Source organism: Mesorhizobium sp. M7A.F.Ca.MR.176.00.0.0 (assembly GCF_004023165.1).
Classification (GTDB): Bacteria; Pseudomonadota; Alphaproteobacteria; order Rhizobiales; family Rhizobiaceae; genus Mesorhizobium.
In genome coordinates, this window is sequence record NZ_RZTC01000139.1 from 1 (window position 1) to 13963 (window position 13963).

General features: G+C 64.1%; 14 protein-coding genes. 10 read left to right on the top strand and 4 right to left on the bottom strand.

From position 1 onward, the window contains the following. Positions 1-3 precede the first annotated feature (3 nt). Genes EOB59_RS30215 through EOB59_RS30230 form a run of 4 tightly spaced genes read left to right on the top strand, consistent with a single transcriptional unit; the run spans position 4 to position 3304 of the window. A complete protein-coding gene (locus tag EOB59_RS30215) occupies positions 4-708 on the top strand; it encodes an ABC transporter ATP-binding protein (RefSeq protein WP_128289928.1) in 705 nt (234 codons plus the stop codon). Between the two features lie 5 nt (positions 709-713). Further along, positions 714-1595 (top strand): branched-chain amino acid ABC transporter permease, encoded by an 882-nt coding sequence (locus EOB59_RS30220; RefSeq protein WP_127807781.1) that lies wholly within the window; start codon positions 714-716, stop codon positions 1593-1595. A gap of 3 nt (positions 1596-1598) precedes the next feature. Further along, the gene (locus EOB59_RS30225) at positions 1599-2228 is read left to right on the top strand and encodes an FMN-binding negative transcriptional regulator (RefSeq protein WP_128289918.1); all 630 of its coding nucleotides are present in this window, start codon (positions 1599-1601) and stop codon (positions 2226-2228) included. Positions 2229-2257: 29 nt separating this feature from the next. Next, positions 2258-3304: an ornithine cyclodeaminase gene (locus tag EOB59_RS30230; RefSeq protein WP_127398933.1), complete on the top strand. Its 1047-nt coding sequence runs from the start codon at positions 2258-2260 to the stop codon at positions 3302-3304. 12 nt (positions 3305-3316) lie between these two features. On the opposite strand, the gene EOB59_RS30235 is transcribed toward EOB59_RS30230, so the two are convergent. The 4 genes from EOB59_RS30235 to EOB59_RS30250 form a co-directional block, all read right to left on the bottom strand. Then, positions 3317-4420 (bottom strand): alcohol dehydrogenase family protein, encoded by a 1104-nt coding sequence (locus tag EOB59_RS30235; protein WP_128289919.1) that lies wholly within the window; start codon positions 4418-4420, stop codon positions 3317-3319. A gap of 8 nt (positions 4421-4428) precedes the next feature. Next, positions 4429-5808: an aspartate aminotransferase family protein gene (locus EOB59_RS30240; RefSeq protein WP_128289920.1), complete on the bottom strand. Its 1380-nt coding sequence runs from the start codon at positions 5806-5808 to the stop codon at positions 4429-4431. Positions 5809-5839: 31 nt separating this feature from the next. After that, positions 5840-7333: an NAD-dependent succinate-semialdehyde dehydrogenase gene (locus tag EOB59_RS30245; protein WP_128289921.1), complete on the bottom strand. Its 1494-nt coding sequence runs from the start codon at positions 7331-7333 to the stop codon at positions 5840-5842. Positions 7334-7463: 130 nt separating this feature from the next. Beyond that, positions 7464-7955, bottom strand: coding sequence for an Lrp/AsnC family transcriptional regulator (locus EOB59_RS30250; protein ID WP_128289922.1), 492 nt, complete (start codon positions 7953-7955; stop codon positions 7464-7466). Between the two features lie 81 nt (positions 7956-8036). Between EOB59_RS30250 and EOB59_RS30255 the strand changes: the two genes are divergently transcribed. The 6 genes from EOB59_RS30255 to eutA all read left to right on the top strand — a co-directional run bounded on the left by EOB59_RS30255 (position 8037) and on the right by eutA (position 13771). After that, positions 8037-9422 (top strand): PLP-dependent aminotransferase family protein, encoded by a 1386-nt coding sequence (locus tag EOB59_RS30255; RefSeq protein ID WP_128289923.1) that lies wholly within the window; start codon positions 8037-8039, stop codon positions 9420-9422. A 272-nt stretch (positions 9423-9694) separates the two neighbouring features. Then, positions 9695-10486 (top strand): ectoine/hydroxyectoine ABC transporter ATP-binding protein EhuA, encoded by a 792-nt coding sequence (ehuA, locus tag EOB59_RS30260; RefSeq protein ID WP_128289924.1) that lies wholly within the window; start codon positions 9695-9697, stop codon positions 10484-10486. A gap of 87 nt (positions 10487-10573) precedes the next feature. Further along, positions 10574-11425, top strand: a complete 852-nt coding sequence (gene ehuB / locus EOB59_RS30265) for an ectoine/hydroxyectoine ABC transporter substrate-binding protein EhuB (protein WP_128289925.1) — start codon at positions 10574-10576, stop codon at positions 11423-11425. A gap of 212 nt (positions 11426-11637) precedes the next feature. Then, positions 11638-12297, top strand: coding sequence for an ectoine/hydroxyectoine ABC transporter permease subunit EhuC (ehuC, locus tag EOB59_RS30270; RefSeq protein WP_013530328.1), 660 nt, complete (start codon positions 11638-11640; stop codon positions 12295-12297). A 34-nt stretch (positions 12298-12331) separates the two neighbouring features. After that, complete coding sequence (gene ehuD / locus EOB59_RS30275) at positions 12332-12991, top strand: ectoine/hydroxyectoine ABC transporter permease subunit EhuD (RefSeq protein WP_128289926.1); 660 nt, start codon at positions 12332-12334, stop codon at positions 12989-12991. Between the two features lie 3 nt (positions 12992-12994). After that, a complete protein-coding gene (gene eutA, locus EOB59_RS30280; protein ID WP_128289927.1) occupies positions 12995-13771 on the top strand; it encodes an ectoine utilization protein EutA in 777 nt (258 codons plus the stop codon). Positions 13772-13963: the final 192 nt, after the last annotated feature.

Here is a 13963-nt window from a genome sequence, read left to right on the forward strand (position 1 = left end):
GTCATGCTGAGCGTCGAAGCCCTGAAAATCCGGTACGGCGAGGTCGAGGCGGTACGCCGCGTTGACCTCACCGTCGGCAGCGGCGAGATCATCGCGCTGGTCGGCGCCAACGGCGCCGGCAAGAGTTCGACGCTCGGCGCCGTCGCCGGGCTGGTGCCGGCGGCATCGGGCAAGGTGGTCTTCGACGGTGTCGACATCACCGGCCTGGCGCCGGAGGAGATTGCCCGCAAGGGCGTCGCGCTGGTTCCCGAAGGCCGCCGTATCTTCGCCAGCCTGACGGTGGCCGATAATCTGCGTCTCGGCGGCGCAGTGCATCAGCCGGCGGCCGAGGCAAGGCTGCGCGAAGAGGAGATGCTGGAGCTGTTCCCGATCCTGCGCCGCTACCACCGCGTCAAGGGCGGCAATCTGTCGGGCGGCGAACAGCAGATGCTGGCCATCGCCCGCGCGCTGATGGGCAAGCCGCGCATGATCCTGCTCGACGAACCTTCGCTCGGCCTTGCCCCGCAACTGATCGACACCGTCTTCGACCTGATCGCCGAACTGCGCCGCAAGGGCCTGACCATCCTGCTGGTCGAACAGAATGTGGCGCTGGCGCTCGAAATCGCCGACCGCGCCGTTGTGCTCGCCAATGGCGAGGTGGTGCTGTCGGGCACGGCAAAAGAACTCGCTTCATCGGACCTCGTCCGCCAAGCCTATCTGGGAGCTTAAGAAGCATGATCGCGCAGCAGATCATCAATGCGGTGAGCCTCGGCGGCGTCTATGCGCTGCTGGCGCTCGGGCTGGCGATCGTCTTTTCCATCGTCGGCCTCATCAACTTCGCCCATGGCGAGCTGATGACGCTGTCGGGCTATGCGCTTCTGGCCTCGCTGGTGCTGGGTTTTCCCTTCCCGGTGGCGGTGCTTGTCGCCGTCTCCTGCGGCGCGCTCGCCGCGGTCATCATGGAGCGTATCGCGTTCAGGCCGATGCGCGGCGCCAGCGTCACCAGCCTGCTGTTGACCAGCTTTGCCGTCTCCAGCCTGTTGAAAGTCGTCTTCCAGAACGGCATTTCGGCGCGGCCGCAAGCTGTCGCAATGCCCGGTTGGATGACCGGCGCCTTCTCCTTCGGCGATTTCACCATAGGCGTCGGTCCCAGCATCTCCATCGTCGTCTCCGCACTGGCGCTGATTGCGCTGGAAGTCTTCCTGCGCCGCTCGGTGACCGGCACGGCGATGCGCGCCGCGGCGGAAGATTTCGACGTCGTGCGCCTGATGGGCATTCCGGCCAGCCGCATCATCGCCACCGCCTTCCTGCTCTCCGGCCTGCTGGCCGGGCTGGCGGCTATGCTGTGGGTGGCGCAGCGCGCCTCGGTCGATCCGCTGATGGGCTTTACGCCGGTGTTGAAGGCGTTCATCGCCGCCGTCGTCGGCGGGCTCGGCAGCTTGCCAGGTGCTGTCGCCGGCGGTTTTCTGCTCGGCATCATCGAGGTGCTGTTGCAGGCGACATTGCCGGGAGCGATCGCCCCCTATCGCGACGCCATCGTGCTGTCGGGCGTCATCGCCGTGCTGCTGGTTCGCCCGCAAGGCCTGATCCCGGCGGTCCGCGCCCAGCGAAGCTGATCTATGTACAGCAAGCCTGAATTTGCGCCGCTGTCGCACGACGAGGTGTTCGGCCTGATCGAGGCCGCGGCCTTCGCCGCGGTGGTGACAGCGGGACCGCAAGGGCTCGTCGTCTCGCATCTTCTCTTCGTGCTCGATCGCGCGCGGGGTGAAAACGGAACTCTGGTCTCGCATCTCGCCAGGGCCAATCCGCACAGCACCTTGATCAGCGAAGGCAGGGAGACCGTCGCCATCTTCCACGGCCCGCATGGCTATATCTCGCCGTCCTGGTATCCGCGCAATCCGGTGCGCGACAGCGCGCCGACCTGGAATTTTGCTGTCGTGCATTGTCATGGGCATCCGGTGCCGCTCGACGAGCACGCCACCGCCCGGCATCTCCTGCAGCTTGTCGAGGTGCTGGAAAAAGATCGCGATGACCGCTGGCGCATGCGCGAGCTGGGACCTGGCGGCATGGAGCGGCGTATACCTGGTATCATGGGGTTTGACCTGCCGATCGGGCGGCTCGAAGCCAAGTTCAAGATGGGGCAGGATGAGCGCCTCTATGACACAGGCGGAGCCATCAGGGCGCTGGAGCAAAACGATCCGGCGCTGGCGGCGATGATGAAGGCGCACAACGCGTATCGCCAGGACTGACCGCCTGCATGCGGCAAGGATAAGAAAAAATGATCCCCAATCTCAACATCGTGCCCTTCGTCAGCGTCGATCATATGATGAAGCTGGTGCTGAAGATCGGCGTCGAGCGCTTCCTCGTCGAACTCGCCAGCTACATCGAGGATGATTTCCGCCGCTGGGAGCTGTTCGACAAGACCCCGCGCGTGGCCTCGCACAGCGCCGAAGGTGTCATCGAACTGATGCCGACCAGCGACGGCGAGGTCTACGGCTTCAAATACGTCAACGGCCATCCCAAGAACATGCGCGAGGGGCGCCAGACGGTGACGGCTTTCGGCATGCTCGCCGATGTCCACAATGGCTATCCTGTCTTGCTATCCGAAATGACCATCCTGACCGCGCTGCGCACGGCGGCGATGTCGGCTCTGGCCGCCAAATACCTGGCGCCGGCCGGCTCCAGCTGCATGGCGCTGATCGGCAACGGCGCCCAGGCCGAATTCCAGGCGGTGGCCTTCAAGGCGCTGCTCGGCGTCGACAGGCTGAGGCTTTACGACATCGACCGCACTGCCACCGAAAAATGCATCCGCAATCTCGCCGGTCTCGGCTTCGACATGATCGCCTGCGGCACCGCGCAGGAGGCTGTCGAGGGAGCCGACATCATCACCACCGTCACCGCCGACAAGCAGTACGCCACCATCCTCACCGACAACATGGTCGGCTCCGGCGTGCACATCAACGCGGTCGGCGGCGACTGCCCCGGTAAGACCGAACTGCACCGCGATATCCTGCTGCGCTCCGACATCTTCGTCGAATATCCGCCGCAGACCCGCATCGAGGGCGAGATCCAGCAGCTTGCACCGGATCATGGGGTGACCGAGCTGTGGCAGGTGATGTCAGGCGCCGTGCAAGGCCGGCGCGATGCCACCCAGATCACGCTGTTCGATTCGGTCGGCTTCGCCATCGAGGACTTTTCGGCACTGCGCTATGTCAGGGACCAGCTGCGCTCGACTGGCCTCTACCAGGAACTCGACATGCTGGCCGACCCCGACGAGCCGCGCGACCTGTTCGGCATGCTGTTGAGGGCGGCCCAGCATGGTTGAGATGAGCGTTGTTCAGCCAGCCGAGCCCCACATGGCATCCGGCACCACCACCAGCTTGCCGACGAAAGCCTTGGCGATGAAATCCGCCTGCGCATGGTGGAAATCGGAGAGCTTGTAGACGCCGCCAACCAGCGGCCGGATTTTCTTCGCCTCGATGTACCCAACGATGCGGCGGAAATCCGCACGCGTGCCCTGGCTCGAGCCGTGCAGCTGCAATTGCTTCAGGTACATGGTCCTGAGATCGAGCTGCACGACCGGGCCGGCAATCGCGCCTGCGGTAGTGTAACGGCCCTCGGGCCTGAGAATACGCAACAGGTCGTTGAAGATGGCGCCGCCGACGAGGTCGGCCACCACGTCGATCGGCTGGCCTCCGGTCGCCTCGTTCACGGCTTGCGGCAGGTCGGCAACACCACGGGTGATGACGGCCTCGGCGCCGATGTCGAGCACCGCCTGTTCCTTGCCCTTGCCGACGACGGCATAGGGAATGGCACCGCGCGCCCGTGCCAACTGCACGATGCCGGAACCGACACCGCCCGAAGCGCCGGTGACCAGCACGCGCTCGCCGGCCTTGAGCGCCGCGCGCTCCAGCATCTGTTCACCGGTCAGGTAGGCGCAGCAGAAGGTGGCGAGTTCGATATCGCTCATGTCGGTGTCGATGACATGAGCGTTCTCGGCCGGCACGGCCTGGTATTCGGCGTAACCGCCATCGCGGCCATGGCCCATATAATCGATGTCGGCGAGTGAATCGTCGTCGCGGTTGTAGATCGAGAAATCGACCATCACCCGTTCGCCGATACGGTCCGGCGATACGCCTTCGCCGACGGCGGCGACGATACCGACGGTGTCCGTGCCCTGGATGCGCGGGAAAACAAGCGTGTTGCCCTGGCGGCGCCATGTCGACACGGCGGCAGCGTCCTCCTCCGTGCCATAGGCGCCCTGGCGCACCCAGACATCGGTGTTGTTCATCCCGCAAGCGCTGACCTTGACCAGCACTTCACCGGGAGCGGGCCCGGGCACTTTCACATCGCTGCGGTAGACGAGTTTTTCCGGTCCGCCGTGCCCGGTGAGCAGCACGGCGGCCATGGTGGCGGGGAGGGTTCTGATCATGGCATTCATAGTCGATCTCAGAGATTGGCAAACACGCTCTTCACGGCATCGGCGGTCTTCGACACGACGATGTCGGTTTCCTCGCGGGTCAGGCAGAGCGGCGGCGCGAAGCCGAGAATATCGCCCTGCGGCATGGCGCGGCCGATGACGCCGCTTGCGGCAAGTGCCGTCGCCACCTGCGGCCCGATCTTGAGCGAGGCGTCGAAGAACACCCGGTCGTCCTTGTCGGCAACGAATTCCACCGCCGCCAGCATGCCGTCGCCGCGGACGTCCCCGACATTCGTGTGGCCGCCGACTGCCTTGGCCAACTCGGCGCGGAAATAGGCGCCGGTCTCCTTGGCATTTGTCACCAGGTCCATCTCGTCGATCAGTTCGAGATTGGCGACGCCGGCGGCGACGCAGATCGGATGCGCCGAATAGGTCCAGCCATGACCGAGCGAACCGAGCTTGTCGGAACCCTCAACCAGCACCTGCCACATCTTGTCGGCGACGATGACGCCCGACAGCGGGGCATAGGCCGAGGTCAGGCCCTTGGCGATGGTGATCAGGTCGGGCTTGATGCCGTAATGGTCGGAGCCGAACATGGTGCCCAGACGGCCGAAGCCCGTCACCACCTCGTCGGCGACCAGAAGCACGTCGTACTTCTTCAACACCGCCTGGATCTTTTCCCAGTAGAAGGCCGGCGGCGGCACGATGCCGCCGGTGCCGAGGATCGGCTCGCCGATGAAGGCCGCGACGGTTTCCGGACCCTCAGCCAGGATCATCTCCTCGAGCTTGTCGGCGCAATGCTGAGAAAACTGCTCCTCGCTCATCGAGCGGTCGGCGCGGCGGAAGTAGTAGGGTGCCTCGGTGTGCAGGATCGGCGCGCGCGGCAGGTCGAAGGCGTTGTGGAACAGGTCGAGCCCGGTCAGCGAACCGGTCATCACGCCCGAGCCGTGATAGCCGCGCCAGCGCGAAATGATCTTCTTCTTCTCCGGCCGGCCGAGCACGTTGTTGTAGTACCAGATCAGCTTGATGTTGGTTTCGTTGGCATCGGAACCAGAGAGGCCGAAATAGACCCGCGACATGCCCTGCGGCGCGCGGTCGATGATCATCTTGGCCAGCGTGATCGAGGCCTCGGTGCCGTGGCCGACATAGGCGTGGTAGTAAGCGAGGTTCTTCGCCTGGTTGGCGATGGCGTCAGCGATCTTCTGGCGGCCGTAGCCGACATTGACGCAATAGAGCCCGGCAAAGGCATCGAGGCTCTTCCTGCCATTGTTGTCCCAGACGGTGACGCCTTCACCGCCGGCCATAATACGCGTCGGGCTCTCGCCGCGCGCGTGCGTGCCCATATGGGTCGAGGGATGGAAGAAGTGGTCGCGATCCCAGGCGGCGAGTTCGTTGGACTGGTCGAGCATTCTTTTGACTCCTTGAAAGGTCCGGGTGGGTCTAAGCCACGTCCAGGCAGAGATACTTGATGTCAGTAAAGGCTTCGAGCCCGTGGCGCGAGCCTTCGCGCCCGATGCCCGATTGCTTGACGCCGCCGAACGGGATCGGCGCGCCGGTGATCTTGACGCGGTTGATGGCGACCATGCCGTAGTCGAGCGCGCGGCCCATGCGCTGCTGCCGGCCACCATTCTCGGTCACGACATAGGCGACGAGGCCATATTCGGTGGCGTTGGCGCGGGCAATCACTTCATCCTCGCTGTCGAACGGCGTCACGGCGGCAACCGGGCCAAACGTCTCCTCGCGCATGATCAGCGCTTCATCGGTGACATCGGCCAGCAGCGTCGGCTGATAGAACAGGGGGCCAGCCTGGTGCCGCTTGCCGCCGGTGAGGCAGCGCGCGCCATGGGTCAGCGCATCGGTGACCTGCTCTTCGACCTTCTTGATCGCGCGCTCATGCATCAGCGGGCCGATGTCGGTGTCATCTGCAAGGCCATTGCCGGTCCGCAGCGCCTCGATGCGCGCGGTGAAAGCTGCGCAGAAGCGATCGTAGATCGGACGCTGGACATAGATGCGGTTGGCGGCGAGGCAGTCCTGGCCCGACGTGGCGAATTTGGCGTCGATGGCGATATCAACCGCCTTGTCCAGATCGGCATCCGCAAAGACGATCAGCGGTGCGTGGCCGCCAAGCTCCATCACCAGCCGTTTCATGGTCGGCGCGCTTTGCGCGGCGATCAGCCGGCCGATCTCGGTCGAGCCGGTAAAGCTCATGGCGCGAACGCGCGGGTCTTCGCACATCCGCCCGACGATGGTCGAAGCCTTGCCGGTGATGATGTTGAAGACGCCGGCGGGCAAGCCGGCGCGTTCGCCGAGTTCGGCCAGCGCCAGCGCCGACAGCGGTGTTTCCGAGGACGGATGCGCAACGATCGTGCAGCCGGCGGCAAGGGCTGCCGCAGCCTTGCGGGTCAGCATCGCCGACGGAAAATTCCACGGCGTGACGACGCCGACGACACCGAGCGGCTCGCGTCGCACCATCATCTCGGCGCCCGGCAGATGGCTTGTGACGCTCTCGGCATTCAAGCGTTTTGCTTCTTCGGCATACCATTCGACGAAGGAAGCGGCATAGTCGATTTCGCCCAGCGACTCCTGCAGCGGCTTGCCCTGTTCCAGCGTCATCAGCAGAGCGAGGTCTTGCTTTGCAGCGATGATCAACTCGAACCATTTCCGCAGGATTTTCGAGCGCTCCTGCGGCAACAGCGCCCGCCACGCCGGGAAGGCGCGCGCGGCGGCATCGATCGCCTTCGTCGTCTGCCGGCCGTCGAGCGCGGCGACGAAAGCGACTGTGGTGCCGGTGGCCGGGTCGGTGACTTCGAAGCTTTCGGCAGCCTCGCTCGCCGTCCAGTGGCCATCGACATAGGCGAGTTCACGCAGCAGCCGGCGGTCGGTCAGGCGATCGAGCGCTTCATGGCGATGCGAGCGGGCGAAATGCGCGGACATGGTCGAGACCTCCCGGTTCGGACTGATGCGGGAAGACTATCCGCCCGATGCAGATAGAGAGGCTGTTTGGATGCCTTGAAGTAGAGAGACTCTCTCTATTGCGTCGCCTCGGCAGACGATCTCTCCGGCCTTAAGCCGACGCCGGCAGCAGGTCGGCTATGGGCAGCGCGATCTCGTCCTTCACTGTCTTGATGACGATGTAGGTGAAGTAGCGATCGATGCCGATTTCGCGGTCGAGCAAGCCGTCGACCAGCCGCTGATAGGCGTCGATGTCGCGCGCCATCACCTTCAGCACATAGTCGACGCCGCCGCCCACCGACCAGCAGGCGACGATCTCTGGGATGTCTCGGATGACGCGCTCGAAGCGGTCGAAATCGGCCTGGCGGTGGTTGGCCAGGGTCACCTCCATCAGCACGGTGGCAACGGGTGCGACGACGCGCATGGCGATCCTGGCGTGATAGCCCGAGACGATGCCGGCCTTTTCCAGCTTGCGCAGCCGCATCCAGCACGGCGTCGGCGACAGGCCGACCTGCTCGGCCAGCGCCAGCTTGGTGATGCGTCCGTCGCGCTGGATGGCGTCGAGGATTTTCAGGTCGATCGGGTCGAGTTTCGCTGATGTCATCAGAGCTCACTTTTCGTCCGAGTACCATGACGGCGCATTATTTCGATTGTCAATTGCACTGATTTCGATCTCTAATAAGTCATGACATTGTGGCAACCCGATCCCGCACTCATCAGGCGGCCGGCATATCAATCGCTGGCCGACCAGTTCGCGCGTGCCATCCATGACGGGCGCCTGGCCAATGGTGCGCGGCTGCCGACCCATCGCAGGCTGGCCGACGATCTGAAACTTTCGGTGCAGACGGTCAGCCGCGCCTATGAGGAACTGATCCGTCGCGGCCTGATTTCGGGCGAGATCGGCCGCGGCAGCTTCGTCCAGACGCAGCGCCGCGAGCCGGAGCCGCCCTACCTGCCGGAGCGGCTCGGCGAAGTCATCGACCTGTCGATCCTGAAACCGGTTTGTGAGCCGATGCATCTGGAGCGGCTGAAACAGGCACTGGGCTGGCTGGCTGAGAACCTGCCGTCGAGTTCAGCACTTTCGTTCCGGCCCAACATGGTGTTTCCGCGCCACCGCGCGGTGGCGGTCGAATGGCTGAGGCTTTGTGGCCTCGATGCATCGCCGCAGAACGTCAGCCTGACCAACGGCGCCACCGCCGGCATGACCGTGGCGCTGATGAGCGTCGCGCCGCCGGGCTCGACGGTTGCCACCGAGGCGATCGGCCACCACACGCTGGTGCCGCTGGCGCGCTATCTCGGCTTCAACCTGGAAGGCCTGCCGATCGACGACAATGGCCTGATCCCGGAAGCGCTGGACGAGGCCTGCCGGCTTTCCGACATCCGCGCGGTCTTCGTGCAGCCCTCGGTGATCAACCCGACGGCGACCCTGATGGATGCGCGGCGGCGAGAAGAGATCGCCGCGGTCGCGCGCAAGCACGACATCGCCATCATCGAGAACGATGTGCTCGGTCCGCTGGTCGAAGACCGGCCGCCGCCGGTTGCCGCGTTCGCGCCTGAGCGCACGCTCTACGTCACCTCCTTCACCAAGATCACCGTGCCCGGTCTGCGCATCGGCTATCTGGCCGCGCCCGACCGCTACGTCGCCGCCGTCGCCAACCGGCATCTGGTCTCGAACTGGATGGCGACGCCGCTGGTGGCCGAGATCGCCACCAAATGGGTGACCGACGGCACGGCGATGGAGCTTGTCCACTGGCAGCGCGCGGCTTTGCGGCGCCGGCAGGATATTGCAGCGCAAGTGCTGGCGGGGGTGGACTATCGCGCCCGGCGCGACGGGTTGCATGTCTGGCTGCAACTGCCGGCCGACCGGGGCGAGGAAAGCTTTGTCGCCCAGGCTCGCCTGCAGGGCGTGGCGATTGCACCCGGCACATCCTTCCGTATTTCGGCTGCGCCGTGGCATCCGGCGGTACGTATCTCGCTGGGTTCGACCACCGAGGGGGAACTGCGCGCCGGCCTCGGCGTTGTCACCAAGCTTTTGCTCGGCGATCCCGAGCACCTGCTGCTCGCTATCTAGCGAGTGCGCCGCTATCCGGGTGATGCCGGCCTGCGAAAGGCAGCCTCCTGCGCTTCCGGTACTCACGTACGAAAAGTACGCTCCGTTCCGGTTCTCGGAGGCTCCCATTCTCGGCTCGGCCTGACCCGAATCCCGGCGCACTCTTCGGCACTGGTTGCTCAAGAATTGTGCGGAATGGGAAATATTGTCATGATATTATTTTCCCGATTGACATGATTTGGCGCGTTCCGCATCGTTAAGGGGCACAGGCTTCTCCAGCACGGGGAATTTATTTGTCCGCATCAGCGCCCATCATCAAGATCGACAACATCTCGAAGAGCTTCGGCAGCTTCAAGGTGCTGGACGGCCTGTCGATGCAGGTCATGCCCGGCGAGAAGCTGGCGCTGATCGGCCCGTCGGGCTCGGGCAAGACGACGATCCTGCGCATCCTGATGACGCTTGAGCGCATCGATGGCGGTCATATCCAGATCGACGGCGAGCAGCTCTACCACATGGAGCGCAATGGCCAGCTGCTGGCCGCCGATGAGCGGCATCTGACAAGGATGCGTCAGAAGATCGGCATGGTCTTCCAACTGTTCAACCTGTTTCCGCACAAATGCGTCATGGACAATGTCACGCTGGCGCCGATGCTGACCAAGGGCACGCCGCGTGCCGCCGCCGAAAAGCGGGCGATGGAACTGCTTGAAATGGTCGGCATGGCCGACAAGGCCAAGTCCATGCCGGCGCAGTTGTCCGGCGGCCAGAAGCAACGCGTGGCAATCGCCCGGGCGCTGGCGCTGTCGCCGAAGATCATGCTGTTCGACGAGGTGACGTCGGCGCTCGATCCGGAGCTGGTCGAGGAGGTGATGAACGTCATGCGCAAACTCGCCGCCGAGACCGACATGACCATGCTGCTGGTCACCCACGAGATGGGTTTCGCCCACGATTTCGCCGACCGGGTACTGTTCTTCGATCGTGGCAGGATCGTCGAGGAGGGCAAGCCCGACGAGATTTTCCGCAATCCCAAGCAGGAGCGCACGCAAGGCTTCCTGAAGAAGATCATCGCGGCCGGACATCGCGTCTGACCGCAATGCCCAGGGCGACGAAGTCGTCCCGAGGTGGCGAGGGCCGCCCCGTAACAAAGCAAGACAAGAAACAAGGAGTTGGGAACAATGAAAAAACTTGGCATTCTGGCTGGCGTCGCCAGCCTTGCGCTGGCGGCGGTGCTGGCCGCCTCGAGCGTGGGTTCGGCCGACGACAGCAAGCTCGAACAGCTCAAGGCGCAAGGTTTCGCCCGCCTCGCCATCGCCAACGAGCCGCCCTATACGGCGGTCGCCGCCGACGGCAAGGTTTCGGGTGCCGCGCCCGATGTGGCCCGCGAGATATTCAAGCGGCTCGGCGTCGCCGACGTCGCCGCTTCGATCTCCGAATATGGCGCCATGATCCCCGGCCTGCAGGCCGGTCGCTTCGATGTCGTCACCGCCGGCCTGTTCATGAAGCCGGAACGCTGCGCCGCCGTCGTCTATTCCGAGCCGGTGCTTTGCGATGCAGAGGCGATGTTGGTGAAGAAGGGCAATCCGAAGGGCTTCAAGAGCTATGAGGATGTCGCCAAGGATACGACTGCGACCATCGGCGCGCCGGGCGGCGGCACCGAAGAGAAGCTCGCGCTCAATGCCGGCGTGCCGCGCGATCGCGTCATCGTCGTGCCGGATGGCCAGAGTGGCGTGAAGATGCTCCAGGATGGCCGCATCGACGCTTATTCGCTGCCCGTCCTGTCGATCAATGATCTGGTCAAGAAGGCCAACGATCCGAACCTCGAAGTCATCGCTCCGGTGCAGGGCGCACCGGTCTATTGCGACGGCGCCGCCTTCAAGAAGGGCGATGAGGCACTGCGCGACGCCTTCGACGTCGAACTGGCCAAGATGAAGAAATCGGGCGAGTTCGCCAAGATTATCGAACCCTACGGCTTCTCGGCGGCGGCGGCGATGTCGACCAGCCGCGACAAGCTCTGCGCGGCGAAGTGATTTTTCCTTCTCCCCGTTCAACGGGGAGAAGGTGTCACGAAGTGATGGATGAGGGGCGGCGCCAAGTTCTGAGACTCTAGTGCCGCCCCTCATCTGCCTGCCGGCTTTCGTTGCTCGAAAAGCCAAGCAATTGGCTTTTCGCCCGCTACGCGGACCGCTCCTCAACTCCCCGTAAACGGGGAGAAGGAGCTAAACCCAACGTTGGAACGTAAATGACCCAGTGGTCCGGCTATTTCGGCCTGATATTGCAGGGAGCGCTTGTCACCATCGAGCTGACGCTGATGGGGTCGGTGCTGGCGTTGATCATGGCCTTCCTCGCCGGCATGGGGCGCGTATCGCGCTTCTTTGCGCTGCGTTGGTTGGCCACCGCCTATATCGAATTCTTCCGCGGCACCTCGATCTTCGTGCAGTTGTTCTGGGCCTATTTCGTGCTGCCCTTCATCGGCATTTCGTTGACCCCGTTGCAGGCCGGCGTGCTGGCGCTCGGCCTCAATGTCGGCGCCTACGCCGCCGAAGTCGTGCGCGGTGCCATCCAGTCGATCGGCCGCGAACAGTATGAGGCCTGCACCGCGCTCAATCTCGGGCGGTGGCAAGGCATGCGCCACATCATCCTCCCGCAGGCGCTGCTGGTGATGCTGCCGACTTTCGGCAACAACGCCATCGAATTGCTCAAGGCGACCGCCGTGGTGTCGCTGATCTCGCTCACCGACTTGACCTTCCAGGCGCAGGTGGTGCGCGCCCAGACCGGCAACACCCTGGTGCCATTCACCACCATCCTGATCATCTATTTCATCCTCGCCCTGCTCATCTCGTGGGGCGTGCGCTCGCTGGAACGACGCATGGCGCGCGGCCTCGATGGGGTGCGTGCCTGATGGCCAATTTCCTTCTGACAAATTGGGCCTGCTGATGGAATGGGATTGGAATTTCGTCTGGGAAATCATGCCGACGCTGATCCAGGGGGTGAAGATCACCATCCTGGCGACGCTGCTCGGCTCGGTGCTGGCGGCGGTCGTCGGGCTGGGCATTGCGCTGGCGCGCCGCTCGCCCCACAAAGCGCTGTCGCGCACGGTCGGCTGGGCGGCTGAATTCATCCGTGGCACGCCGCTTCTGGTGCAGCTCTATTTCATTTTCTACGTGCTGCCCGACATCGGCATCCTGTTGCCGCCGCTGGTCGCCGGTGTCATCGGGCTCGGGCTGCATTACGGCACCTACACGGCAGAGGTTTATCGTGCCGGCATCGACAATGTGCCGCGCGGCCAATGGGAGGCCGCCAAGGCATGCAATTTGAGCGCCAGTCAGACCTGGACCCACATCATCATTCCGCAGGCCATCCCGCCGATGATTCCGGCGCTCGCCAATTATTTCATCGCCATGTTCAAGGAAACGCCGCTGCTGTCGGCAATCACCGTGCTGGAACTGATGAACCAGGCCAAAAGCGTCGCCAACACCTACTATCGCTATATCGAGCCGATCACTCTAGTCGGTGCTTTCTTCCTGGTCATCAGTCTGTTTTCGGTCGTGCTGCTGCGCTGGCTGGAACGCCGCTACGGCAAGATCGAGAGGTAGTCGATGAAACCCTTGCCCGAGATCAAGATCTACCCGAAACGGCCGGCGCTGGATGCACGCCCGCTCGACATGCGCATCGGCCTGATCATCCTGGCCACTGACCACACCAGCGAACCGGATTTCCGCCGCATGGTGGCGAGCGAGCGGGTCGGCGTCTATGTCGCGCGCATTCCCTATGCCAACCCGACGACGCCTGAAAACCTGCGCAAGATGCAGCCGGCGCTGACGGCGGGCGCGGCCCTGATCCTGCCGGACGAGAAGCTCGATGCCATCTGCTATTCCTGCACTTCGGCCTCGGTGGTAATCGGCGATGCCGAGATCGAGGCGGCGATCCAGGTCGCAAAGCCCGGCGTGCCGGTGGTCACACCGCCGATGGCGGGCGTGCGCGGGCTGCGTGCGCTGGGCGCAAACAAGCTCAGCATCCTCACTCCCTACACGGTCGAAACATCCAGGCCGATGGCCGCCTATTTCGCGGCGCGCGGCTTCGAGATCGTCAGCTTCACCTGCCTCGGTTTCGAGGATGACCGCGAGATGGCGCGCATCGCACCAGCAACGCTTGTCGATCTTGCGCGGGAAGCGACCGACGCCAGCGCCGATGCGCTGTTCGTGTCCTGCACGGCGCTGCGTAGCGCGCTCGCGGTCACCGGCATGGAAAAGGCGATCGGACGTCCCGTGGTGACCAGCAACCAGGCGACCGCCTGGAACTGCCTGAGATTGTGCGGGGATGAGGCGCCGCATCCTGAGTTCGGGCGGCTGATGACGTTGCCGTTGGTTCAGTAAGACGATGTCCCACATTCACGAGCGACCCCCTCTGGCCTGCCGGCCATCTCCCCCTCGAGGGGGGAGATTAGCTGCTGCCCGGCTTTCGCCAATCACCGACGTGACAGGAAGAACGGCAGCGTCGAAGCTGCCAATCTCCCCCCTTGAGGGGGAGATGGCCGGCAGGCCAGAGGGGGTCGCCCCATGACGCGC

Bases quoted from the DNA above. Each gene is read 5' to 3' on its own strand.
- ehuC (WP_013530328.1), top strand. From the start codon at position 11,638: ATGACCCAGTGGTCCGGCTATTTCGGCCTGATATTGCAGGGAGCGCTT.
- EOB59_RS30250 (WP_128289922.1), bottom strand. From the start codon at position 7,955: ATGACATCAGCGAAACTCGACCCGATCGACCTGAAAATCCTCGACGCC.
- EOB59_RS30245 (WP_128289921.1), bottom strand. From the start codon at position 7,333: ATGTCCGCGCATTTCGCCCGCTCGCATCGCCATGAAGCGCTCGATCGC.
- EOB59_RS30235 (WP_128289919.1), bottom strand. From the start codon at position 4,420: ATGAATGCCATGATCAGAACCCTCCCCGCCACCATGGCCGCCGTGCTG.
- EOB59_RS30240 (WP_128289920.1), bottom strand. From the start codon at position 5,808: ATGCTCGACCAGTCCAACGAACTCGCCGCCTGGGATCGCGACCACTTC.
- eutA (WP_128289927.1), top strand. From the start codon at position 12,995: ATGAAACCCTTGCCCGAGATCAAGATCTACCCGAAACGGCCGGCGCTG.
- EOB59_RS30225 (WP_128289918.1), top strand. From the start codon at position 1,599: ATGTACAGCAAGCCTGAATTTGCGCCGCTGTCGCACGACGAGGTGTTC.
- ehuD (WP_128289926.1), top strand. From the start codon at position 12,332: ATGGAATGGGATTGGAATTTCGTCTGGGAAATCATGCCGACGCTGATC.
- ehuB (WP_128289925.1), top strand. From the start codon at position 10,574: ATGAAAAAACTTGGCATTCTGGCTGGCGTCGCCAGCCTTGCGCTGGCG.
- EOB59_RS30220 (WP_127807781.1), top strand. From the start codon at position 714: ATGATCGCGCAGCAGATCATCAATGCGGTGAGCCTCGGCGGCGTCTAT.
- EOB59_RS30255 (WP_128289923.1), top strand. From the start codon at position 8,037: ATGACATTGTGGCAACCCGATCCCGCACTCATCAGGCGGCCGGCATAT.
- EOB59_RS30215 (WP_128289928.1), top strand. From the start codon at position 4: ATGCTGAGCGTCGAAGCCCTGAAAATCCGGTACGGCGAGGTCGAGGCG.
- EOB59_RS30230 (WP_127398933.1), top strand. From the start codon at position 2,258: ATGATCCCCAATCTCAACATCGTGCCCTTCGTCAGCGTCGATCATATG.